The sequence below is a fragment of the Curtobacterium sp. MR_MD2014 genome (assembly GCF_000772085.1).
GTDB lineage: Bacteria > Actinomycetota > Actinomycetes > Actinomycetales > Microbacteriaceae > Curtobacterium.
The window spans coordinates 3263008-3285242 of record NZ_CP009755.1 but is presented as its reverse complement, the minus strand read 5'-3'; the positions used below and the strand labels follow the sequence as shown (position 1 = coordinate 3285242).

Sequence of the window (22235 nt, the reverse complement as noted above, 5' to 3'; positions counted from 1 at the left end):
AAGAAGCAGCGGGGTCCTGCGGGATTCACACGACGGACACCCGAGCGCGTCGAGCGGGTCGTAGTGTCGCACTCGACCGACGGCACGGGCCGTCGTCGCACGACCGCTCTCGACACACCGAACACCGCGACCGCACCCTCGGTCGCGACCTCCCCGGCGCAGGATCCCTGGTCCCTCGCCGAGCCGGACCCATCCCGACGGTCCGGGCCCATGTCGCCACAGTCGCCGACGCCCGTCTCGCGACCCGTCGGCGTCCCTGCCTGCGGGCCGCGAGCTTCTCCCGACCCGACAGGAGATCCTCATGTCCGCACCAACGGACGTCCGTCGCGCACGCCCGGACGCCAGCACCCCGCAGTACCGCCGGAGCGCCCAGCCGCAGTCCCCGGACGCGGCCCAGCCCGTTCAGCCGCAGCAGACGGGACTGCTCCAGCAGCCCCGACTGCTCCAGCAGCAGGCGCTCCCGCCGCAGCCGCTCCCCCAGCCGCTCACCCCGCGTGACCGCGAGCGCGCCCGTCGACGCCGGCAGGCCGAGCAGGTCGGGCACGTGCGACCCCGCTCCGAGAGCCGCGCGCACAGCCCCGTCATGGTGCTCATCGTGCTCGTCGCGACCCTTGGCGTGATGGCCTACGCGGTGTTCCTCCTCGACCCCGCGAACCGCGGCGACTTCCTGCCGTACGGCCTGGTGATCGTGGCGGAGAGCGTGCTGGTCGGCCAGGCGCTGCTGTCGATGTGGACGATCCTGTCCGGCGGTGCCGACCCGCGGGACTTCGCGTTCCACCACACGCAGGACACCCTGTTCGACCGGGACACGATCGAGCGCGACGGGCTCACCGACCAGCCCCACCGCTGGCCGATGCACGTGCGGGGCCGTCAGGTCGAGGTCGACGTCTTCATCACCGTCTACGGCGAGGAACTGTCCAAGATCGCCGCCACCGTGCGGGCAGCGGTCGCGATGCGCGGCGAGCACCGCACGTGGGTGCTCGACGACGGCCGGAGCGACGAGGTCCAGGCGCTCGCCGCCCGGCTCGGCGCGCGGTACGTCCGCCGGCTGTCGTCGCACGGTGCCAAGGCCGGCAACATCAACCACGCCCTGACCCTCGCCAAGGGCGACTACTACGCCGTGTTCGACGCCGACTTCGTCCCGGAGCCGGAGTTCCTGTTCGAGACCGTGCCGTTCTTCGCGGACGACACCATCGCGTTCGTGCAGACGCCCCAGACCTACGGCAACCTGCACAACCTGGTGTCCCGCGGCGCCGGGTACATGCAGACCGTCTTCTACAAGTTCATCCAGCCCGGCCGGAACCGCTTCAACGCGGCGTTCTGCGTCGGCACGAACGTCATCTTCCGCCGCAGCGCGATCGACGACATCGGCGGCATGCACACCGACTCGAAGTCCGAGGACGTCTGGACCAGCCTGATGCTGCACGAGCGCGGGTGGAAGTCGGTCTTCATCCCGATGACCCTCGCCGTCGGCGACGCACCCGAGACCATCGAGGGCTTCACGAAGCAGCAGCTGCGCTGGGCGACCGGCGGGTTCGAGATCCTGCTGACGCACTTCCCGTTCAACCCGAAGCACCGCCTGACGATGGACCAGCGTCTGCAGTACCTGGTGACGGCGAGCTTCTACCTGACGGGCATCGTCCCCGGGCTCCTGCTCCTCGTGCCGCCGCTCGAGATCTTCTTCGACCTCCGCCCGATGAACCTGTCGATCGGTGCGGGCGAGTGGGTGCTGTTCTACCTCGGGTTCTACCTCATGCAGGTGGTGCTGGCCTTCTACGCGCTCGGCTCGTTCCGCTACGAGACGCTCCTGCTCGCGGCGGTGTCCTTCCCGATCTACGCGAGCGCGCTCTGGAACGTGCTCTGCGGCAAGGAGCAGGCCTGGCACGTCACCGGTGCCGACCGCGGACGGACACCCTCACCGTTCAACTTCATCGTGCCGCAGGTGCTCGTCTTCGTGTTCCTCACCCTGACCAGCGTGGTCGCGGTCTGGCGGGACACCGGCAACGGGCAGTTCACGCTCGCCACCGCGTGGAACATCACGAACACGCTGGTCTTCGCCGCGTTCATCGTCGCGGCGTTCCGCGAGCAGGCCCGCAACCGCGTGGCCGACCGGCAGCGCGCTCGCGGCGAGGCCGTCCGACCGGCCGCGCCGCTGGTGCAGGCCCCGGTCAGCCCCGTGCGGACGACCGTCGTCCGCCCCGACACCCTCGAACCCCAGCGCGCCGCGATCGCCGGCGTCGCGATGCAGCTGCAGGACGGACCCCGCGCATGACCTGGACCAACCGACTCCGACTCTTCGGCGGCCTCGTCGTCGTCCTGGTGATCGTCGCCGCGTGCACCCTCGTGTTCAACCAGCGTCAGAGCGCCGTGGCGAGCACCTCGGCGGCCATCGCCGCGCAGGAGTACGCCGTCGGCACCGACTACGGCGGGACCGTCACCGAGGAGTACGTCCAGGAGGGCGACTCCGTCACCAAGGGCGAGAAGCTCCTGCAGGTGCAGAGCCTGCAGCTGGCGCAGGACATCCGGAAGGGCGTCGTCGGCGCGGACACGCAGACGAGCGCGTACGACATCGGCGAGGACGGCTTCATCACGTTCAAGGCCGAGGTCTCGGGCACCGTGGCGAAGATCGACGTGAAGACCGGCGGGTACGTGCAGGCCGGTTCCGAGCTCGGCACCATCCACAAGGAGGACAGCCTCTTCGTCACCTCGGAGTTCACCGTCACCGCGCGCGACTACGGGCGCATCCGGAACGGTGCCGAGGTCGAGCTCCGCCTGCCGGACGACCGCACCATCACCGGCACCGTGAAGAGCGTCAGCGTGGAGACGAACGACGACGGCCGGGCGAAGACCACCGTCGACGTCGAGAGCCCCGAGCTGTCGGCCTCGCCGTCGTCGGGCATCACGAGCCCGGGCACGCCCGTCGACGCGACCCTGCACCTGCGCGACGACGGCACGCTGGCGGGCGTCACCGACGCCGTCCGCGACTTCTCGCGCCAGATCGGGCTGTAGCCGGTGCGGCACCACCTGCACCCCGGCCGCCGCCCTGCGGGCGCACGCCGGGCCTCCCGGTCGACGCTCCTGGTCGTCCCCCTGGTGACGTCCGTCGCCCTGCTGCTCGCTGCGTGCACCGGGACGGGAGGCACGGACCACCCGACCCCGTCGGCCACCCCGACCGACGCGGCGGCCCAGGCACGCGCGGTCGCCGCCCTGGGCGACGTCGCGTCGTCGACGGTGGGCACGATGCGCCTGGCCGAGGGACTGACCCCGCCGACGAACCGGTGGTTCTCCGGCCTGGTGTTCGGCGACGCACCCCAGCCGGTGTTCCCGACGCCGATCTCGTGGCAGGTCACCGACCACGGCTTCGCAGCCGGACTGCCCGACGTGACCGCGACCGAGAAGACCATCGCCGGCGGCGCCGTACCGCAGGTCGGCTTCGACCTCGGCGCGACGAGCACCCTCGTGTCGGCGTACGACGCGGTGTCGGTGACCGTCGAGCACCGCGACGGCGACACCGTGCTCGGGCACTCGGTCGTCGCCGAGGGGTCGCCCCTCGTGACCTACACCGCCGACCGCGACCAGACGCTGACCGGCACCTCGCCGCTCGACCCGACCGGCGACGGCACGGCGACGATGTCCGGCGGCGGTCGCACCTGGCAGGTCGTCGTGCACAATGGCTCGGTCGCCGCGTCCGGCGTGCGCCTGCGCAGCGGCGGGTCGGTCGTGCTCCTGCCGACACCGGACGGCGCGTCGTCGTCCGAGGTCTCCCGGCTCGTCGCGGCCGCACGGCCGCTCTCCGGCTCGTCGCTGGAGCGCAGCGCGTCCGGTGGGTCCCAGCGCACCACGCTGTCGTACGACTTCGACGGCGGTGCCGGGGTGCTCGTGCCGCAGCCCGGCCAGGGCACCCGCGGGCTGACGTGCACCGACCTGCGGGTCGCGACGCTGACGGGTCCCGCGCCGGTCTGCACCGGGACGGCGCTGCGCTTCGACGCCGACACCGTCGAGCCGTCCGACCGGCTCGACCTGTCCGGCCTGTCCGACGGTCAGCGGGACACCCTGGCCGCACAGGTCCGGCAGGACGCCGCCGGGGTCGACGCCTCGTCGTACGCGGCCGACTCGTACGGCGGCGGCAAGGACCTGTACCGCGTCGCCACGCTGTACCGGCTCGCCGTCGCGCTCGGGCTCGACGACCAGGCCGCGGCGCTGAAGACGTCCGTCGTCGCGGAGCTCGACCAGTGGTTCGACCCGGCGGGCTGCGGCGGGAGGACCGCGCGGTGCTTCGCCTACGACCCCGAGGTCCACGGGCTCGTCGGCCAGGAGGCGTCGTTCGGCTCGGACGAGTTCAACGACCACCACTTCCACTACGGGTACGTGCTGTCCGCCGCTGCGATGGTGGCCGACGGTGACGCGTCCCTCGTGCGGAAGTGGCGCACCGTCGCGGACCTCGTCGCCGCGGACATCGCCTCGCCGACCGCGACGGAGTCGTTCCCCGCGCTCCGCGTCTACGACCCGTACGCGCAGCACTCCTGGGCGTCCGGCTACTCGCCCTTCGCCGACGGCAACAACCAGGAGTCGTCGTCCGAGGCGGTGTCCGCGTGGAACGGCCTGGCCCGCTGGGGCGCCGTGTCCGGGTCGGCCTCGCTCGAGTCCACCGGCACCTGGCTGCTGTCGAACGAGGCCGCCTCGGCGCAGCGCGACGTGCTCGACCCGGACCTGTCGGCGTTCCCGGGCTTCACGCACCGGGTCGTCTCGCTGACCTGGGGCGGCAAGCGCGACCACGCGACGTGGTTCAGCGCGGCGGCCGCGGCGCCGGCGGGCATCGAGCTCATCCCGATGCCCGCGATGGCGGCGGAGTACGTCGACGCGGGCGGCCGGCAGCAGATCGGGCGCGTGCTCGACGAGGCCGTGCCGGACGGTCGCTACGACGTCCAGTTCGGCGACTACCTGCTCATGTACCGGGCGCTCGGCGGGAAGGCCGACGCGGCGGCAGCCCTGCGCGACGCGGAACGGCTGCCGGACGCGGTGATCGACTCGGCGAACACGCGGTCGTACCTGCTCGCGTGGATCATGACCCGGGGTCGGGCGTAGCGGCCCGTCCCCCGCGCGAGCCCGACGGGCGGCACGACGGTCCACCGACCGCGTACCGCCCGTCGTTCGCTTCCCGGACGCCCTGGGGTCCTGCACGGGGACCGCGGCCTACCGTCCACCACATGACCACGCGAGCCAAGACCGCCACCGCGCTGCTCGGCGCTGCCACCCTCGCCCTGCTCCTGACGGCGTGCGACCCGGGCGGCGCCCAGAACATCGACCCGGTCGGCAAGGTCCCCGGGGACGAGCAGAAGTCGCAGTCGACCGAGTGCGCCGTCGCCGCGAGCAACGCCGTGGACGCGATCGGCACCGCGGTCGGTCCGCACGACACGACGGACTTCGCGAACGTGGCGGAGGGCGACGGTGGCTGGTACCTGGCCGCGTCGATCGTGCCGTCGGACAGCAAGGACGCCAACGACGACGAGCTGACCATCTGGGCGACGGAGACCGACCCGACGGCCGACGACTGGGACGGCACGATCTACGCCGTGAACCAGACCGCGAAGGACGCCACCTCGGACGAGTCACGCTCGGCGTCGCCGGCACCGAGCGCGTTCAGCGCGGACTCCGACGCCGCGAAGCGCGCCGAGAGCTGCGCCGTCGAGGCCGCCGACCGCTGACCCCCGGCCCGGCTCAGGTCTGACAGCGCGGGCACCAGTAGGTGTCCCGCAGCGTGAGCTCCGAGTCGCCGAGCTCGCCCCGACGCACCGGGGTCCCGCACCGCAGGCAGGGCTTGCCGGCGCGGCCGTAGACCCAGAAGCGGCGCCCGGGCCGGTCGACGCCCGTCGTGACGCGGTTGCTGCGGTCACGGTTCATCGTGATGAGCCGGTGCGACAGCGCGATCGCCCGCGCCGGGTCCGGCACCTGTCCGACGGGTCGCGTCGGCAGCACCCCCCGCAGGAAGCACAGCTCGTTCCGGTACACGTTGCCGAGTCCGGCCAGCACGCGCTGGTCGAGCAGTGCGAGCCCGATCGGGCGCTCCGGGTCCGCCGTCAGGTTCTCGAGCGCCCGGTCGGCGTCCCAGTCGGGACCGAGCAGGTCGGGGCCGAGGTGCCCGACGACCTCGGACTCCTGGTCGCGCGGGACGACCTCGAGCACCCCGAGGGTGAACCCGACGGTGGAGACGTCCGCGGCGTCGAGCACGACCCGGGCCTGGTGCGCGGGCCGTCGCCACCGCTCCCCGGGCGCGTAGACGTCCCAGCGGCCCTCCATCTTCAGGTGCGAGTGCACGGTCACGTCGCCGATGCGGTGCAGCAGGTGCTTGCCGCGGGGCACGACCTCGTCGACCGTCCGTCCGACCAGGTCGAGGGTCGCGAACGCGGGGACGCGGAAGTCCGAGCGGGTCAGGACCTTGCCCGCGAGCGCGGTGTGCAGGCGCCGGGCAGCGCGGAAGACGGTGTCACCCTCGGGCACGGCACACCTCCGCTGCGGCTCGTCCGGTCGGCCGTGTCACGTCCCGTGCACCGGCGCACGCCCGGGAGGCCCTGGTCGCGTCAGACACGCAGCCGCAGTCCCTGCGGGGTCGCCGTGAACCCCGCCTCGCGCAGTGCCGACCCGAGCGGCGTCTCCAGCACGAAGTCGCCGTCCACCCGCTCCACCGAGAGCTTCCGCAGCCCGCTCCGCACGGTGGCGGCGATCGACCGCGCCGCGACCGCGAGGTCCGCCGGGTCGTCGGTGAAGGTCAGGACGGACTTCCCACCGCGCTCGACGTAGACCGCGAGGCGGCCGTCGACCGTGGTCACGAGGGCTCCGGCCTTCCGCCCGGGTCGGTGACCGCGACCGGTCGTCGACGTCGACCGGCTGGCGGGGACGGCCGCACCACGGGCGCCCGTCGGAGCGGCGTCGGCCGCGGGACCGGGAGCAGCGGGGTCGGCGTCCGGGTCGGCGGGGGCGTCGTCCGACGGCCACGGCAGCGCCGCACCGTACGGGTTCGCCGGGTCCGTCGCCGCGAGCGTGAGTGCCTGGCGTTCGCGGTCCGGGTCGGCGCGCTCGTCGTCGTCGAGGTCGCGTGCGTAGGTCCGGAGCCGGTCCACGGTCGGGCTCGTCGCGAACTGTGCCGCCCCGAGCCCCTCGACGAAGTACCCGCGGCGTGCCCGGCCGGACTCCTCGAACCGGCTGAGCACCCGGTAGACACCGGCGAACCCGCCACGGACGCCCTCGACCTGCACGGCACCGCGGGTCACGACGCCGTAGCGCTCGAGCAGCTGCTCGGCGGTCGCTGCCGCACGCAGGGTCGAGTCGGACTCGGCGAGCGGCAGGATCGACCACCGACCACCCACGGACGGCGGACCGGACTGCGACGGCAGCGTCGGCCGACGCCGCCCGCGGTACGCCCGGGCCCGCGGCGCGCTCGTCGACCTCGCCTTGCCGCCGAGCATCGACCGCAGCGGCGCGAACGTGTCGTTCGTGACCTGTCCGGCCCAGACCAGGTCCCACAGCGCGGTCGTCAGGGCCTGGTCGTCCGTGCTGCCGACCGCCTGGCCGAGCTGCCGGAAGAAGTAGGCACCACCGCCGGCCAGCGCTCCGAGGACGTCGCGCTGCAGCTCGGTGGTCTCGCCGCCGTCGGGCTCCGCCAGGGTCGTCGACGCGGTCTCGGCGAGGTGCAGGCGCACCCAGCCGTCGTTCCCGGGCAGCGTGCCGCCGCCCGACCACAGGACCTCGCCGGTGGCGGTCAGCTCGTCGAGCATGCTCGTGGAGTAGTCGCTCACGCGGGACGGCAGCACGAGGGTCTCCCACGAGCTCGCGGGCAGGGCGACGCCGGCCAGCTGGTCGATGACCTGCAGCACCCCGTCGACCCCGCGCAGCCCGCCGCGGGTGCCGGGCGCCTGGACGTGCTGCCACGCCGGCAGGAACCGGGCGAGGGTGTCCGGCGACACCGGCTCGACCTCGTGCCGGAGCGCGGCGAGGGACTTCGTCCGGATGCGGCGGAGCACCTCGGCGTCGCACCACTCCGCGCCCTGGCGGTCCGGGCGGAACTCGCCCTCGACCACGCGGCGGTCGGCGACCAGGCGGCGCAGGGTGTCCTGCACGACGGCGATGCCGAGGCCGAGCCGGCTCGCGGCCTCCTGCGCGGCGAACGGTCCGTGCGACCGGGCGTACCGGCCGACCAGGTCGCCGAGCGGGTCCGCGACGGGTTCGACGAAGGCGGTCGGCACGCCGATCGGCAGCGGGACGCCGAGGGCGTCGCGGAGGCGGGAGGCGTCCTCGATCACCGACCAGCGCGTCGCACCGCCCTGCGTGAACGACAGCACACGGCGGTCGCGCTCGAGGGCCTCCAGCGCCGACCGGACGGTCGCACGCGCGGCGTCGGGGTCAGCGGCGTCGGCCACCCAGCTGCGGGCGACGAGCTCGTCCAGCTCGAGGGCGCCGACGAGTCGCAGCACGTCGACGAGTCCCTCGGTGTCGCGCGCTCGACGGTCGGGGGAGAGCCGCTGCAGGTCGCGCTCGACGGAGGCGATGACCGCCGGGTCGAGGAGCTCGCGGAGCTCGGCCCGTCCGAGCAGCTCTCCGAGCAGCGTCGAGTCGAGCGACAGTGCCGCCGCCCGGCGCTCGGCCAGCGGCGAGTCGCCCTCGTACATGAAGGCCGCGACGTACCCGAACAGGATCGACCGGGCGAACGGCGACGGCTGCTCGGTCTCGCGCTCGACCAGGCGGATGCGGCGCTCGGCGATCTGGTCCGAGATGCCGAGCAGCGCCGGCACGTCGTAGACGTCCTGCAGGACCTCGCGCACGGTCTCGAGCACGATCGGGAACGTCGGGTACTTCCGCGCGACCTCGAGCAGCTGCGACGCCCGCTGGCGCTGCTGCCAGAGCGGCGACCGCTGCCCGGGGTTCCGCCGCGGCAGGAGCAGGGCCCGGGCCGCGCACTCGCGGAAGCGGGCGGCGAAGAGCGCCGAGCCGCCGACCTCGTCGGTGACGAGCGCCTCGAGGTCGTCGCGCTCGAACACGAACAGGTCGGCGCCGGGCGGTTCCGCGTCGGTCTCCGGGATCCGCACCACGATGCCGTCGTCGGCCGCCATCGCGTCGCCGTCGATGCCGTGCCGTTCGCGCAGCCGGGCGCCGACCGCCAGGGCCCACGGCGCGTGCACCTGCATGCCGTACGGCGAGTGCAGGATGAGCCGCCAGTCGCCGAGCTCGTCGCGGAACCGCTCGACCACGAGCGTGGTGTCGTTCGGCACGTGACCGGTCGCCGCACGCTGGTCGCGCAGGAAGGTCAGCAGGTTCGTCACGGCCCGCTCGTCCAGCCCGCCGGAGGCGACCCGGGCACGCGCGTCGTCGTCGGAGGCCGCGTCGACCTCGCGCACGAACGCACCGGTCGCCCGTCCCAGCTCGGCGGGACGACCGATGCCGTCGCCCTTCCAGAACGGGACCCGCCCGGGTTGCCCGAACGCCGGGCTGACGATGACCCGGTCGTGCGTGATCTCCTCGATGCGCCAGCTCGTCGCGCCGAGGGCGAAGACGTCGCCGACGCGGGACTCGTAGACCATCTCCTCGTCGAGCTCGCCGACGCGCGATGCCTTCTCGCTGACCATGAAGACGCCGAACATGCCGCGGTCCGGGATCGTGCCGCCGCTCGTCACCGCGAGTCGCTGGGCGCCCGGACGCCCGGTCAGGGTCCCGTGCACGCGGTCCCACACCAGGCGCGGCCGGAGTTCGGCGAACTCGTCGCTCGGGTACCGCCCGGTCACCAGGTCGAGCGTCGCCTCGAACGCCGACCGCGGCAGCGAGCTGAACGGGGCGCTCCGCCGGACGAGCTCGAACCAGTGCTCCACCTCGACGGTGTCGATCGACCCGGCGGCCACGGTGTGCTGCGCGAGGACGTCGAGCGGGTTCGCGGGCACCGAGATCGACTCGATCTGCCCGGAGACCATGCGCTCGACGGTGACCGCGCTGTTCACGAGGTCGGCGCGGTGCTTGGGGAACAGCACGCCGCGCGAGATCTCGCCGACCTGGTGTCCGGCGCGACCGACGCGCTGCAGGCCGCTGGCGACCGACGGCGGGGCCTCGACCTGGACCACGAGGTCGACCTCGCCCATGTCGATGCCGAGCTCGAGCGAGCTGGTCGCGACGACGCAGCGCAGACGTCCGGACTTCAGGTCGTCCTCGATGATCGCGCGCTGGTCCTTCGACACGGAGCCGTGGTGGGCGCGGGCGAGCACCGGGACCGACGGGTCGGAGCCGCCGCCCTCGGTCTGTCCGGACTGCCCGATGAGCTGCGCCGGCGGTCGCTTCGGCTGTGCGACGGGTGCGTGCGCGGACGCCCGACCGGGGGACTGCGTGACGGGAGCCGACCCGGCCACCGCGCCCACGGCCTCCGCGCCCACGACCTCCGGCGCGCCGAGCGCAGCCGTGCCGACACCCGCCGTGTCGACGGCCCCGAGCACGCGTTCCTCGTGGATCTCGTTGAGCCGTGCCGTCAGGCGTTCCGCGAGTCGGCGCGAGTTGGCGAACACGATCGTCGAGCGGTGCTCCTCGATGAGGTCGACGACGCGTTCCTCGACGTGGGGCCAGATCGAGCCGTTCGTCGGTGACTCGGTCGCGTCGGCACCGACCGGCGGGGCGCCGAGCTCGGTCATGTCGTCGACCGGCACGACCACGCGCAGGTCGAAGGTCTTCTGCGCCGGCGGGGCGATGATCGACACGGGCGCGCGGCCGCCGAGGAACCGGGCGACCTCCTCCGCGGGGCGCACGGTCGCGGACAGGCCGATCCGCTGCACGGGCTTCTCGAGCAGGTCGTCGAGGCGCTCGAGCGAGACCGCCAGGTGTGCGCCGCGCTTGGTCGAGGCGACCGCGTGGACCTCGTCCACGATGACGGTGTCGACGTTCACCAGGGTCTCGCGCGCCCGCGACGTGAGCATGAGGTAGAGCGACTCGGGCGTCGTGATGAGGATGTCCGGCGGCTGCCGCAGGAGCCGCTGCCGGTCGGACGACGGGGTGTCACCGCTCCGGACGCCCACCGTGACCTCGGGCGGTTCCGTCCCGAGCCGACGCGCGGTCTGCGTGATGCCGACGAGCGGGCTGCGGAGGTTCCGCTCGACGTCGACACCGAGGGCCTTGAGCGGGGAGACGTACAGCACGCGGGTGCGCTGCTTCGCCGGCGGACGGTCGCTCGCGCTGATGAGCCGGTCGATCGACCAGAGGAACGACGCCAGCGTCTTGCCGGAGCCGGTCGGGGCGACCACGAGCGCGTGCTGCCCGGTGGAGATCGCGTCCCACGCGCCCGCCTGCGCCGCGGTCGGGCCGGGGAACGCGCCACGGAACCACTCCGCGGTCGCGGGGGAGAAGCGCTCGAGGACGTCCGTCATGGTCCGTCCCATCCTGCCCGTCGCCACCGACAGCGGTCCGAGGGAGGACGGGTGCTTGACAGGCCGATCCGTAGCGATCTATCGTTGACCCATCGCGATAGGAACACAACGCATCGCGAGCTCACGTCACCACCGACAGGAAGGAGTCATCATGCGCCCCTCGTACGATGACCTCGACAGCACCACGCCCCGCCGCGGCCCCCGCGGCACCGGTCCGCGCGGCCCCCGCTTCGGCGGCGCGCGGCAGCACCACGGCCACGGCTTCCCCGGCCGCGACCGCGGCGACCACGACCACGGCGGACGCGGCGGCTTCGGCCCCGGGTTCGGCGGACGCGGCGGCTTCGGCCCGGGCTTCGGTCCCGGCTTCGGCGGCGGCCCCGGCTTCGGGCGCGAGCGCCGCCGTCGCGGCGACGTCCGCCTCGCGATCCTCGGGCTGCTCGCCGAGGGCCCGCAGAACGGCTACGCCGTGATCAAGACCATCGCCGAGCGCACCGGCGGTGCCTGGAAGCCGAGCCCCGGCTCGGTCTACCCGACGTTCCAGCAGCTCGTCGACGAGGACCTCGTCGTCTCGAACGGCGACGGCCGCAAGACGCTCTTCGAGCTCACCGACGCCGGCCGCGCCGAGGCCGAGGCGAAGGCGGACGAGATCGCCGCCGCGTTCGACGCCGCGCCGGGCATGCCCGACACGCAGCGCGAGTTCGTCGAGGCCCTCCGCAAGGCGATGGGGGTGCTGCACATGTACCGCACCAGCGCCTCCGACGAGCAGACCAGGGCCGCGACGGCGAAGGTCGACCAGCTCCGCAAGGACCTGCTGCAGATCCTCGCCGAGTAGCGCCGTGCCGGACGGGAGGCACGTGGCGACCCCGCCACGCGCCTCCTGGCCGTCAGTCGGTCACCCGGTCACCTTCGCGGATCCGTCGCGGGAGCGGCCGTCAGGACGCGTCGACGAACGCGGCCACGTCGGCGAGCTCCTCGGCGGACACCGCGTGCGGCAGGCCGACGTACGTCCGGTCGGTCACGTCCGTGTGCGTCGCGGCCCACGCCTGCGTCCGCGCGGTGGCCTCGGCCGGGATCACCGGGTCGAGGTCGCCGTGTCCCAGGAAGACCCGGGGACGGACGGCCGCGACCGCCTCGTCGCGGGAGTCGGTCACCCCGGGCACCACGAACCCGGACAACGACACCGCGAAGGCGAACGCGGCCGGTCGGGCACGCAGGAGCTGCAGCGCCATCGACCCGCCCTGCGAGAACCCGAGCAGACCGATGCGCGGGTGGTCGGCGGACACGGCGTCGATCCAGTCGAGGACACCGGCGACCGCGGCGTCGACCGGCTCGAGCGCGGGGGACCCCGGCGTGCCGAGCGGGTACCAGGAGAACCCGGGACCCCACGGCATCGGTGCGCGGAGCGATGCGACGGTCCAGACGGACGGCAGCGCGGGCGCGAGCCCGAGCAGGTCGCGCTCGTGCGACCCCACCCCGTGCATGGCCACGAGCAGGGGCGTGCCCGCGCGTTGCCCGGTCGGACGGGTCCACTGCACGATGTCCGCATCGATCACGGGGACCACGCTAGCCGTCCACGGCGACCGCGCCTCCCGCCGAACTCGCCGGGGCGACTGGTAGACACGGTGCATGGCCTCGCTGCGCACCCCCGACCCCGACTCCGGCTGGCTGTCCGACGAGGAGCTCGCCGACGTCCGTCGTCGACTGCCCATCTGCTACGTCGAGGCCCTGCCCGTCCGGACCGACGGGCTCGGTGTCGTGACCGAGGTCGGCGTGCTGCTCCGTGTCGCCCCGAGCGGCTCGATCGCGCGCACGCTCGTCTCCGGCCGCGTGATGTTCGGCGAGTCGATCCGCACGGCGCTCTTCCGGCACCTCGAGAAGGACCTCGGTCCGATGGCGTTCCCGCAGCTCCCCGCGAGCCCCACGCCCTTCACGGTGGCCGAGTACTTCCCGCTCCCCGGCGCCTCGGTGTTCACCGACGAGCGGCAGCACGCGATCTCCCTCGCGTACGTCGTCCCCGTCACCGGCACCTGCGAGCCCCGGCAGGACGCCCTCGAGCTCACGTGGATGAGCCCGATGGAGGCAGCCTCCGACGCCGTCGCCGAGGAGATGGAGGGCGGCCGCGGCGCACTCCTGCGCGCCGGCCTCGCCTCGGTCGGCGCCCTGCACTAGCGGCGCCCGCGCCCGCGACCGAACCGGCGCGGTGCCCGCACACGACGAAGCCCCCGGAACCGTGCGGTTCCGGGGGCTTCGCAGCTCGGTCGTGGACCGGCTTCAGTGCTTCTCGTCGCGGAGGGAGTCCGCAACGCCGTGCGCTGCGCCCTTGACGTCGTCGACACCCTGCTTGGCCGACGCCTTGGCCTGGTCGGTCTGACCCTCGGCCTTCAGCTTGTCGTTGCCGGTCAGGTTGCCAACGCCCTCCTTGACCTTGCCGACGAGCTTCTCGCCGGTGTGGTTCTCTTCGCTGCCAGCCATACGGTCTCCTTCCAACGACGGACGATTCCCCGTCGGCCACTCGCGCGGCCGTCGGTGAAGGAGAACCTACGCGGGGGGACGCCCGATGCTCCCACCGGGCGTCCAGGTTCCGGACACCGTCGCTCCGGCCGAGCGGACCGCTCAGTGGCGGTCGGCAGCCCCCGCCGGACGCGATGCGCGACGCGAGCCGCCGCGGCGACGACCGCCGCCGGACTCACCCGCACCGGAACGACCCGCTGCGTAGCCGCCCTCGGACGACCACACCGGGGCGGACCCGCCACGGACGACGTCACTCGACGCCCGACGGCTCCCGCCCGAACGACGCTGCCCACCGGCGGCCGCACCGCCCGACGCTGCAGCACCCGAGCCCGAGCCGTTGCCGCGACCGGCACCACCGGCGCGCCCGGTACCACCAGCGGCGGCCGGAGCCCCCGCGGTGACCGGACGATCACCGCGACCACCGGCGGCGCGACCCGAGCCGCGACCGGCCGAGGCGGTCTCGGGAGCCTGCGTCGAGCCTCCCGACCGACCGCCGCGACCACGGCGACGACCGCCGCCCGCGGACTCGGCGAGACCCGTCTCGGTCGCACGCGGCTGCCGCTGGCGCTGCTGCTGTGCGGGCTGCTCCGGAGCGAGGTGGCGGATCGGCGCGACCTCGCCGACGAGCGACGCGACGGCCGGCGAGGTCGCGGTGACCTGCTGCGGGGTGACCTTGATCGCGGCGGCACGCATCATCTGTGCGACGTCGCGGCGCTCGGCCGGCAGCGTCACGGTGACGACGTCACCCGAGGACCCGGCACGCGCGGTGCGGCCCGAACGGTGCAGGTACGCCTTGTGCTCGGTCGGCGGGTCGACGTGCACGACGAGCTCCACGTGGTCGACGTGCACACCACGGGCGGCGACGTCGGTGGCGACGAGCACGAGGGCCTCGCCGGAGGAGAACTTCGCGAGGTTCCGCTCACGCGCACCCTGCGACAGGTTGCCCTGCAGGTCGACGGCCGGGATGCCCTGGCTCGTGAGCTGCTTCGCCAGGCGCTTCGCGTGGTGCTTGGTGCGCATGAAGAGGATGCGGCGGCCGGTGCCCGAGGCGAGCGCGCGGACGAGGTCCTTCTTCGCGTCGGCGTCGGCGACCTCGAACAGGTGGTGGGTCATCGCCTCGACCGGGCTGGTCTCGTCGTCGACCGAGTGCATCACCGGGCTGTGCAGGAACTTCTTGACGAGCTTGTCCACGCCGTTGTCGAGCGTGGCCGAGAACAGCAGGCGCTGCCCCTGCTCCGGGGTCGCCTGCATGATCTTCGTCACGCCGGGCAGGAAGCCCATGTCGGCCATGTGGTCGGCCTCGTCGAGGACGGTGACCTCGATGTCGCCGAGGCTCACGTGCCCCTGCTGCATGAGGTCGGCGAGGCGGCCCGGGCAGGCGACGACCACGTCGACACCGGCGCGGAGCGCGTCGACCTGACGGCCCTGGCCCACGCCGCCGAAGATCGTCGTCGTGTTGAGGCCCATGGACTTCGCGAGCGGGGCGAGGGTCGCGTCGATCTGCGTCGCGAGCTCACGGGTCGGGGCGAGCACGAGCGCACGGGGGCGGCCGGCGCGGCGCGGGCGACGGCTCGCGGCCAGACGGGCGGCCAGGGGGATCGCGAAGGCGATCGTCTTGCCGGAGCCGGTGCGCCCGCGGCCGAGCACGTCCTTGCCCTGCAGGGAGTCGGGGAGCGTGTCGGCCTGGATCGGGAACGCGGTCTCCTTGCCCTGCTGGGCGAGGGACTGGACCATCGGCGCGGGGACGCCGAGGTCGGAGAAACGGATGTCCTGGTTGGTCATGGTGACCTTTCGGGCCGGCTCGTGCCGGCCGTGGGCGCGCTGGCATGTGGCGCGCGGGCGGGAACCCCGCGTCAGCAGAGGCTGACGCGGTCGCCGCAGCAGAGAGCCTGGCACCGGGATGTCGGTGCGCGATCATCGACCGGATGAGGGTCGGGAGTCGGGGGCGTCCGTACGACGCACGAGGCGATCGGCGCCTCGAGTACCACCAGCATAGCGGGTGCTCGTCGAACGAGCCGGGGCCGTTCGCGTCGGGCGTGCGACGTGGCGTGCGATGTGGCGTGCGATGATCCCGTGGTGCGCACGCGATCCGTCCTCCTGACCACCGCGATCGCGCTGGTCGCCGTCCTCGGCAGCGCAGGCTGTGCCGAGGCCGCGACACCCGCCGGGTCGACGGCCTCCTCGTACCGGAACCTGCCGACCTCGGGGCGCCCCGACTACCAGCTCGGCGGTGGGTACACGCCGCCGTCCGGGGTGACGATCGTCGAGCGGGACAGCACCGACCGCCCGGCCGCCGGGAAGTACTCCATCTGCTACGTCAACGGCTTCCAGACCCAGCCGGGAGCGCTCGCCGGGTGGGAGCGCCGGGCGCCGTCGGCACTGCTGCGCGACGGTTCCGGCGAGCTCGTGGCCGACCCGGGCTGGCCGGACGAGGTGCTCCTCGACACCCGGACCGCCGCGAAGCGCGCCGCGATCACGAAGGAGCTCACGAAGTCGGTCGCGCGGTGCGCCGACCGCGGGTTCGCCGCCGTCGAGTTCGACAACCTCGACTCGTGGACACGGTCCGGGAAGCGACTGACCCGCGCGGGGAACCTCGCGCTGGCGGCGACGCTCGTGCGGCTCGGGCACGACCGCGGTCTGGCCGTCGGGCAGAAGAACACGCCGCAGCTCGGGAAGGCCGGGCGGCAGTCGACGGGCTTCGACTTCGTCGTCGCCGAGGAGTGCGTGCAGTACGACGAGTGCTCGGCCTACACGGCCGCGTACGGGAAGCGCGTGGTCGACGTCGAGTACGCGGACACGCTAGACCGCTCGTGGGCATCGGTGTGCCGCCTGCGCGACCGCCCGGCCATGACGATCCTGCGGGACCGCGACCTGGTCACCCCGGCGTCGGACGAGTACGTCTTCGAGCACTGCTGAGGACCCCGTCCGGTCCCGTCCCGCCCGGCGCGACGCAACGTCGGCGGCAGTGCGCAGGAGCACAGCGCTGCGAGACCTCGCCGACGTTGCGTGTCGCGGAGGGCGCGCGCGGCGGTCGGCCGGGAGGCACGGTGTGCGTCCGCCCCGCGCGTCGCGGACGGCGGGCGGTCGCCTCAGGCGGGCCAGGCGTCGCGCAGTGCCGCTGCGGCCTGGTCGGCGGACAACCCGGCCGCTCGCGCGGCGGCGGCCAGGGCGTGCGCTGCCCCGGCGACGGCGTCGGGCACCTCGGCCGGCCGCACCACCCGCGTGCCGGCGCCCCGGGCGGTGTGCACGAGCCCGGCCTCCTCGAGCAGCTGGTAGGCCTTCGCGACCGTGCCCGCGGCGAGCGAGAGCTCCTCGGCCAGGGCCCGCACGCTCGGCAGGCGCTCCCCGTCGACCAGGTACCCGGCGGCGATCTGCGCCGCGATCTGCGAACGGACCTGCTCGAAGGGCGGCACCCGGCCGCCCGCGTCGAGTGCCACGAGTCCCGTCATGCGATCCACCCTTGCGTCCTGTCCGTGTGCTCGTGCGTGCGTCGTGTCAGAAGTCGTACTGCTCGCCGACCGGGATCGGCACGGCGACGGTGTTGCCCGGGGGCGCGAGGGGGCACGCCCACGCCGGGTCGTACGCGCACGAGGGGTTGTACGCGAAGTTGAAGTCGAGGACGAGCTCGCCGTCGTCGCCGCCGAGGTCCGCACCCTTGATCGTGTCGAGCAGGTACCGCCCGCCGCCGTAGGTGCCGCGGGCACGACCCGCGCTGGCGTCCTTCACGGGCACGAAGACCCCGCCCGCGTAGCCGCCGTGCGACCAGACGTCGAGCGTGCCGATGCCCGGCAGCCGCACGACACCGAGCCGGTCGAAGTGCACGACGCCGTCGGTGCCCGTCTCCACGTCCATCGCACGGGGCTCGGCGGACTCGATGCGCGCGCGGAACCGCCACTCGGGGTCGTAGTCGGGCACGGGCAGCGCCTCGAAGTCGCGGGCGTCCTCGTCGAGCAGCGGACTGGCCGGGTGCTCGGCGAACATCGCGTCGCGGGTCTCGCGCCACATCGCGTGCGCGGTCTCGGGGTCGGCCGTCGCCCGCACCCGTCGGTACAGGTCGAACGTCATCCGCCGCCAGTCCACGGTGGCGAGGGTGCTGTGCACGCGGTCCTGGGCCCTCGGCTCCTGCGTCTGGCTCACGAGGACGAGCGTACGCCCGGGTGCTCCGGACCCGCCAGCGACGGGCCGGGGCTGTGGACGGTCCCCTGCGGGTGCTCCCGTGACGGCCCTGGCACACTGGTCGGACAGCGACCGACGAGGGGACGGGCGACGTGACCAGGGGAACGACGACCAGACGGACCGCCGCCGCGCGGACCACGGCGGGACGGGCGGCACCACGCGTGCACCGCTCGATCGCCCCGATCGTGGCGGGTCTGACCCTCGTCGCGGTCCTGAGCGGGTGCACGGTGTCCGCCTCCGCGAACCGGACGGTGTCGCCGTCGGGGTTCGAGGACGTGGTGGCCGACGCACTCGAACGCGAGGTCGGTCAGCGTCCGCTGGTCGACTGCGGCACGGACCCGATCGACCTGGTCGAGGGGGACACCGTGCACTGCGAGATCGGTGCCGAGGGTGACACGACCGTGTACGACTCCGTCGTCGAGGTGCGTGACGTCGACGGCACGGACTACGCCGTCCACGTGCAGGTGGACGAGCAGCCGAAGTCCTGACGGACGTCGCGCGTCAGTGCCCGGGACGGCCCCACGACGGGGCGAGCTGCCGCATCCGGAGCGCACGCCACTGCCAGATGACCCACATGCCCGGCCAGAGTGCGGCCCCGAGGAGCGTGGGGCGCATCCGGTAGGTGAGCCGGTCGAGCAGCAGGGTCCGCCCGTCACCGAGGTCGACGGTGGCCATCCGGTGCCGCATGGTCATCCGCCCGAAGAGCCCCGAGGTGCCACCTCCGTTGTCGCGTTGCACCGGCACCCCGTCGACCTCGTACAGGTCGATGTCGACGTGCGTGTCGCCGCTCGGCACGACCCCGAGGGCGTCGGCGGTGATCGGGTGCGGGACGCCGGGGGTCCAGCGCTCCGGGAGTCCCTCCGGTGACCGTGAGCGGTAGACGAGGAACGGCTTCGTGACGGCGACCATCACCGAGGGCGACAGCAGGGCGTCGCGGACGGCGTCGACCGGGGCGTCGAGGACGATGCGGAGACCGACGTGCATGCTGCGGACGCTACGCCGTGGCGCTGGGCGGGCGACGTCCCCGCGGGGGACGGTGCACCCGTGCGTCCGACGGGTCAGGCGTGCCGGGCGGCCCGACGCCGTGCGCCCTCGGCACGGTCCCGCGTGCGCAGGCGCTCGGTGAGCGACAGGCGCACGGTCGGCCACTCGGTGGCGGTGATCGAGAAGACCACGGTGTCGCGCAGCGTGCCGTCCCGGCCGATCGAGTGGCTGCGCAGGACGCCGTCCTGCTTCGCGCCGAGCGAGGCGATCGCCGCCCGCGACTGCTGGTTGTGCCAGTGCGTCCGGAACTCGACGGCGATGCAGTCCCAGGTGTCGAACGCGTGCGAGAGCAGGAGCAGCTTCGCCTCGGTGTTGATCCCGCTCCGCTGTGCCGCCCGCGCCAGGAAGGTGTAGCCGATCTCGACGCGACGGTTGGCGGTGTCGATGTTCGCGAAGGTGGTCGCCCCGACGACGCGACCGGTCGGGCGGTCACGGATCGCGAAGGGCACCATCCGCCCCGCCGCGTGCTCGCCGAGCCGCCGGTCGATCTCGGCCTCGACCCGGTCGGGGGCCGGCACCGAGGTGTACCAGGTGCGCCAGAGGTCGCCGTCCGCCACCGCCGCCCGCAGGTCGTCCGCGTGCTCGGCCGCCAGGGGCTCGAGGGTGACGCGGTCGCCGGTCAGCGTGGGGACGGTGGCGATCTCCATGGTCACCGATCCTACGGTCGCGGCACCGACAGCGGGGTCGAGCGGGCACCGGCTGTGGACCGGGCTCCTGTGGGGACGGACAGGGACCGACGGGGACGGACGGGGACGGCCCGCGGCTATCGTGGACCGGTGGCAGCACGCACCCAGGAGCAGTACCAGGTCCGGTTCGCGTGGGGGAGCGCCGGTGCCGACCGGATCGCGCACGGCACGCACCTCGTGGTGTGGGTGGACGTCCTGCCGGAACCGTCCGGGGGCGGGGCCGACCCCGCGGCACGGGCGCGGGCCGCGGCAGCGCTGCTGCCCGACGGCCCGGAGGTCGTGCTCGGCCACCTCGGCAACGCGGCGGCGGTCGCGGAACGCGTGACGAGCCTCCAGGCCGAGCGCGGGGACCGGTGCGTCGTCGCGGTCGTCGCCGCGGGCCGCACCACCGACCCCGGCGTCACCGTCGCGGACGCCGCCGGGGAGCCGACGGACGGCGCGGAGACGCCGGAGCCCGCGGTCGAGGACCTGCTCGCCGCCGGGGCCGTCGTCGACGCCCTCGTCACGGTCGGGATCGACCACACCTCGCCCGAGGCGGCCACCGCCTGCGCCGCGTACACGGGACTCCGTCGCGCGGTGCGGCACCTCGTGAGCGCCGCGGAGGGTGCGGCGGACCTGGACCGGGAGACGGTGCACGCGGCGCTCGCCGCGGGGCCCGAGCTCGTCGTCCTGCGGGAATCCGGCACCCGGGCGTAGCGTTCCCGATCGGGACCGGCGTCGCCAGGACGCCGCTGATCGCAAGGAGCACGTCATGAAGGCAGTCGTCGGCGACACCGTGATCGCGGAGGCTCCGCAGGAGGACCTCATCCAGATCGAGGGGAACTGGTACTTCCCGCCGTCGAGCGTGGCGCCGGAGTTCTTCTCGGAGAGCGACACCCAGTACCACTGCCCGTGGAAGGGCGACACGCAGTACTACACCGTCACGGTCGACGGTCAGGCGCTGCCGGACCGCGCCTGGACCTACCCCACGCCGATCCCGTCGTCGTTCGACCGGGTCGGCAAGGACTACTCGGGCTACTACGCCTTCTGGAAGGAAGTCCGCGTCGTCGACTGACGCGGGGACGACCCGGTCGTCGTCGTCCGGCGGGTTCAGCCGGCCAGCGTCAGCACCACGAGCGCCACGTTGAGGGCGACGATCACCAGCGCGATGACGCCCGCGACCACGCGGGTGGTCATCGCGTTGACGTCTTCGCCCATGATGCTCCGCCGTGACGTGTAGACCACGAGCGGCACGATCGCGAAGGCGATGCCGAAGCTCAGCACCACCTGGCTGAGCACGAGGAGCATCGTCGGGTCCGCGCCGACGGCCAGGAGCACCACGGCGGGCAGCAGCGTGACGAGCCGGCGCACCGCGACCGGGATGCGGACGTGCAGCAGCCCGTGCATGATCTCCGCGCCGGCCATGCAGCCCACCGAGGTCGACGCCAGACCGGACGCGAGCAGGCCGACCGCGAACAGCACGCCCACCACGGGGCCGACGTTCGCCGCGATCGCGGCCTGCGCGCCGGGGATGGTGTCGGTGCCCGCGACCCCGGGCAGCGTGGCGGCGGCGAGCACGAGCATGCAGACGTTGACGCCGCCCGCGACGACGAGGGCCAGCCCGACGTCCCACCGCGTCGCGACGAGCACCCGGCGGCGCTCCGGCCCGGCGGGGACGTCGCCGTGCCGGTCCCGTGCCAGGGCCGAGTGCAGGTAGACCGCGTGCGGCATCACCGTCGCACCGAGCATCGAGGCGGCGAGGAGCACCGACTGCGCGCCCTCGAACCGGGGGACCAGGCCGCTGACGAGCTCGCCGGGGGAGACCTGCGCGGACAGCAGGCCCGCGCAGAAGCCGACGGTGAGGACCGCGAGCATCGTCGTCACCACGGCCTCGAACGTGCGGGTGCCCCGGCGGCTGTGCAGGAGCAGGATCGCCATCGAGACCACGCCGGTGAGCACGCCGCCGACGACGAGCGGCAGGCCGAACAGCAGGTGCAGCGCGAGCGCCCCGCCGATGACCTCGGCGACGTCGGTCGCGGCGGCGACGACCTCGGCCTGGGCCCAGAAGAGCAGGCGCGGGGTGCGACGCATCCGCAGGCCCAGGTGTTCCGGCAGCGACCTCCCGGTGACGACCCCGAGCTTCGCCGACAGGTACTGGACCACGACGGCACTGGCGTTCGCGGCGACGAGCACCCAGAGCAGCAGGTACCCGTACTGTGCACCGGCGGTCAGGTTCGCCGCGACGTTGCCCGGATCGACGTAGGCGATCGCGGCGACGAAGGCGGGCCCGAGCAGCGTGAGGCCGGCGGCGCGGCGACGCGGCCGACCGGGACCGGGTCGGGGGCCGGGTCCGTCGGTGCCGTCGTCGAGACGTCCGGAGGGGGTACGGCGGGCGGCGGCGGTGTCGGACATGCCGACAGCCTGCCAGGTTTCGGCGGACCGAATCCTC

The 22235-nt window shown here is 73.7% G+C and carries 20 protein-coding genes; 10 read left to right on the top strand and 10 right to left on the bottom strand.

What is annotated here, in order from left to right; translation table 11 throughout:
- Window positions 1-301: 301 nt before the first annotated feature.
- From NI26_RS15220 to NI26_RS15205, 4 genes are all read left to right on the top strand, one after another.
- Window positions 302-2272, top strand: a complete 1971-nt coding sequence (locus tag NI26_RS15220; RefSeq protein ID WP_066657138.1) for a glycosyltransferase family 2 protein — start codon at window positions 302-304, stop codon at window positions 2270-2272.
- Complete coding sequence (locus tag NI26_RS15215; RefSeq protein ID WP_066657136.1) at window positions 2269-3009, top strand: HlyD family efflux transporter periplasmic adaptor subunit; 741 nt, start codon at window positions 2269-2271, stop codon at window positions 3007-3009. Before NI26_RS15220 ends, NI26_RS15215 begins: the two co-directional genes overlap by 4 nt.
- Window positions 3010-3093: 84 nt before the next feature.
- A complete protein-coding gene (locus NI26_RS15210; RefSeq protein ID WP_144411396.1) occupies window positions 3094-5085 on the top strand; it encodes a glycosyl hydrolase in 1992 nt (663 codons plus the stop codon).
- A gap of 122 nt (window positions 5086-5207) precedes the next feature.
- Window positions 5208-5705, top strand: a complete 498-nt coding sequence (locus NI26_RS15205; RefSeq protein ID WP_066657132.1) for a hypothetical protein — start codon at window positions 5208-5210, stop codon at window positions 5703-5705.
- Between the two features lie 13 nt (window positions 5706-5718).
- Here NI26_RS15205 and NI26_RS15200 read toward each other — a convergent pair whose 3' ends face one another.
- Entirely contained in the window at window positions 5719-6498 is a 780-nt protein-coding gene (locus NI26_RS15200) for an Fpg/Nei family DNA glycosylase (RefSeq protein ID WP_066657129.1), read from the bottom strand.
- An 80-nt stretch (window positions 6499-6578) separates the two neighbouring features.
- Entirely contained in the window at window positions 6579-11390 is a 4812-nt protein-coding gene (locus tag NI26_RS15195) for an ATP-dependent helicase (RefSeq protein WP_066657118.1), read from the bottom strand.
- Window positions 11391-11541: 151 nt separating this feature from the next.
- On the opposite strand from NI26_RS15195, the gene NI26_RS15190 reads away from it, so the two are divergent.
- Window positions 11542-12222 (top strand): PadR family transcriptional regulator, encoded by a 681-nt coding sequence (locus tag NI26_RS15190; protein ID WP_066657116.1) that lies wholly within the window; start codon window positions 11542-11544, stop codon window positions 12220-12222.
- 100 nt (window positions 12223-12322) lie between these two features.
- Here NI26_RS15190 and NI26_RS15185 read toward each other — a convergent pair whose 3' ends face one another.
- Complete coding sequence (locus NI26_RS15185) at window positions 12323-12943, bottom strand: alpha/beta hydrolase (RefSeq protein WP_235426398.1); 621 nt, start codon at window positions 12941-12943, stop codon at window positions 12323-12325.
- A gap of 73 nt (window positions 12944-13016) precedes the next feature.
- Between NI26_RS15185 and NI26_RS15180 the strand changes: the two genes are divergently transcribed.
- On the top strand, window positions 13017-13559 hold the full coding sequence (locus NI26_RS15180; RefSeq protein WP_066657112.1) for an NUDIX hydrolase family protein: 543 nt from the start codon (window positions 13017-13019) through the stop codon (window positions 13557-13559).
- Window positions 13560-13661: 102 nt separating this feature from the next.
- Here NI26_RS15180 and NI26_RS15175 read toward each other — a convergent pair whose 3' ends face one another.
- Entirely contained in the window at window positions 13662-13862 is a 201-nt protein-coding gene (locus NI26_RS15175; RefSeq protein ID WP_066657109.1) for a CsbD family protein, read from the bottom strand.
- Between the two features lie 141 nt (window positions 13863-14003).
- On the bottom strand, window positions 14004-15683 hold the full coding sequence (locus NI26_RS15170; RefSeq protein WP_066657107.1) for a DEAD/DEAH box helicase: 1680 nt from the start codon (window positions 15681-15683) through the stop codon (window positions 14004-14006).
- 294 nt (window positions 15684-15977) lie between these two features.
- Here NI26_RS15170 and NI26_RS15165 point away from each other — a divergent pair, with 294 nt between their 5' ends.
- Window positions 15978-16817: an endo alpha-1,4 polygalactosaminidase gene (locus tag NI26_RS15165; protein ID WP_066658794.1), complete on the top strand. Its 840-nt coding sequence runs from the start codon at window positions 15978-15980 to the stop codon at window positions 16815-16817.
- A gap of 173 nt (window positions 16818-16990) precedes the next feature.
- Here the strand turns inward: NI26_RS15165 and NI26_RS15160 are convergent, their stop codons facing one another.
- Together NI26_RS15160 and NI26_RS15155 are read right to left on the bottom strand one after the other, a co-directional pair.
- Window positions 16991-17350, bottom strand: coding sequence for a GntR family transcriptional regulator (locus NI26_RS15160; RefSeq protein WP_066657105.1), 360 nt, complete (start codon window positions 17348-17350; stop codon window positions 16991-16993).
- Window positions 17351-17396: 46 nt separating this feature from the next.
- Entirely contained in the window at window positions 17397-17966 is a 570-nt protein-coding gene (locus NI26_RS15155) for a DUF1684 domain-containing protein (protein ID WP_066658792.1), read from the bottom strand.
- 272 nt (window positions 17967-18238) lie between these two features.
- Between NI26_RS15155 and NI26_RS15150 the strand changes: the two genes are divergently transcribed.
- Window positions 18239-18565, top strand: a complete 327-nt coding sequence (locus NI26_RS15150) for a hypothetical protein (protein ID WP_066657103.1) — start codon at window positions 18239-18241, stop codon at window positions 18563-18565.
- Between the two features lie 13 nt (window positions 18566-18578).
- Here NI26_RS15150 and NI26_RS15145 read toward each other — a convergent pair whose 3' ends face one another.
- Together NI26_RS15145 and NI26_RS15140 are read right to left on the bottom strand one after the other, a co-directional pair.
- The gene (locus NI26_RS15145) at window positions 18579-19061 is read right to left on the bottom strand and encodes a hypothetical protein (protein ID WP_066657101.1); all 483 of its coding nucleotides are present in this window, start codon (window positions 19059-19061) and stop codon (window positions 18579-18581) included.
- Between the two features lie 74 nt (window positions 19062-19135).
- Window positions 19136-19768 carry a GNAT family N-acetyltransferase gene (locus NI26_RS15140; RefSeq protein WP_066657099.1) on the bottom strand — a complete coding sequence of 211 codons (633 nt, stop codon included), beginning with the start codon at window positions 19766-19768 and terminating at the stop codon, window positions 19136-19138.
- A 129-nt stretch (window positions 19769-19897) separates the two neighbouring features.
- On the opposite strand from NI26_RS15140, the gene NI26_RS15135 reads away from it, so the two are divergent.
- Together NI26_RS15135 and NI26_RS15130 are read left to right on the top strand one after the other, a co-directional pair.
- The gene (locus NI26_RS15135) at window positions 19898-20503 is read left to right on the top strand and encodes a hypothetical protein (RefSeq protein ID WP_066657098.1); all 606 of its coding nucleotides are present in this window, start codon (window positions 19898-19900) and stop codon (window positions 20501-20503) included.
- Between the two features lie 55 nt (window positions 20504-20558).
- Window positions 20559-20861, top strand: a complete 303-nt coding sequence (locus NI26_RS15130) for a DUF427 domain-containing protein (protein ID WP_066657097.1) — start codon at window positions 20559-20561, stop codon at window positions 20859-20861.
- 35 nt (window positions 20862-20896) lie between these two features.
- Here the strand turns inward: NI26_RS15130 and NI26_RS15125 are convergent, their stop codons facing one another.
- On the bottom strand, window positions 20897-22198 hold the full coding sequence (locus NI26_RS15125) for an Nramp family divalent metal transporter (protein WP_081985137.1): 1302 nt from the start codon (window positions 22196-22198) through the stop codon (window positions 20897-20899).
- Window positions 22199-22235 lie beyond the last annotated feature (37 nt).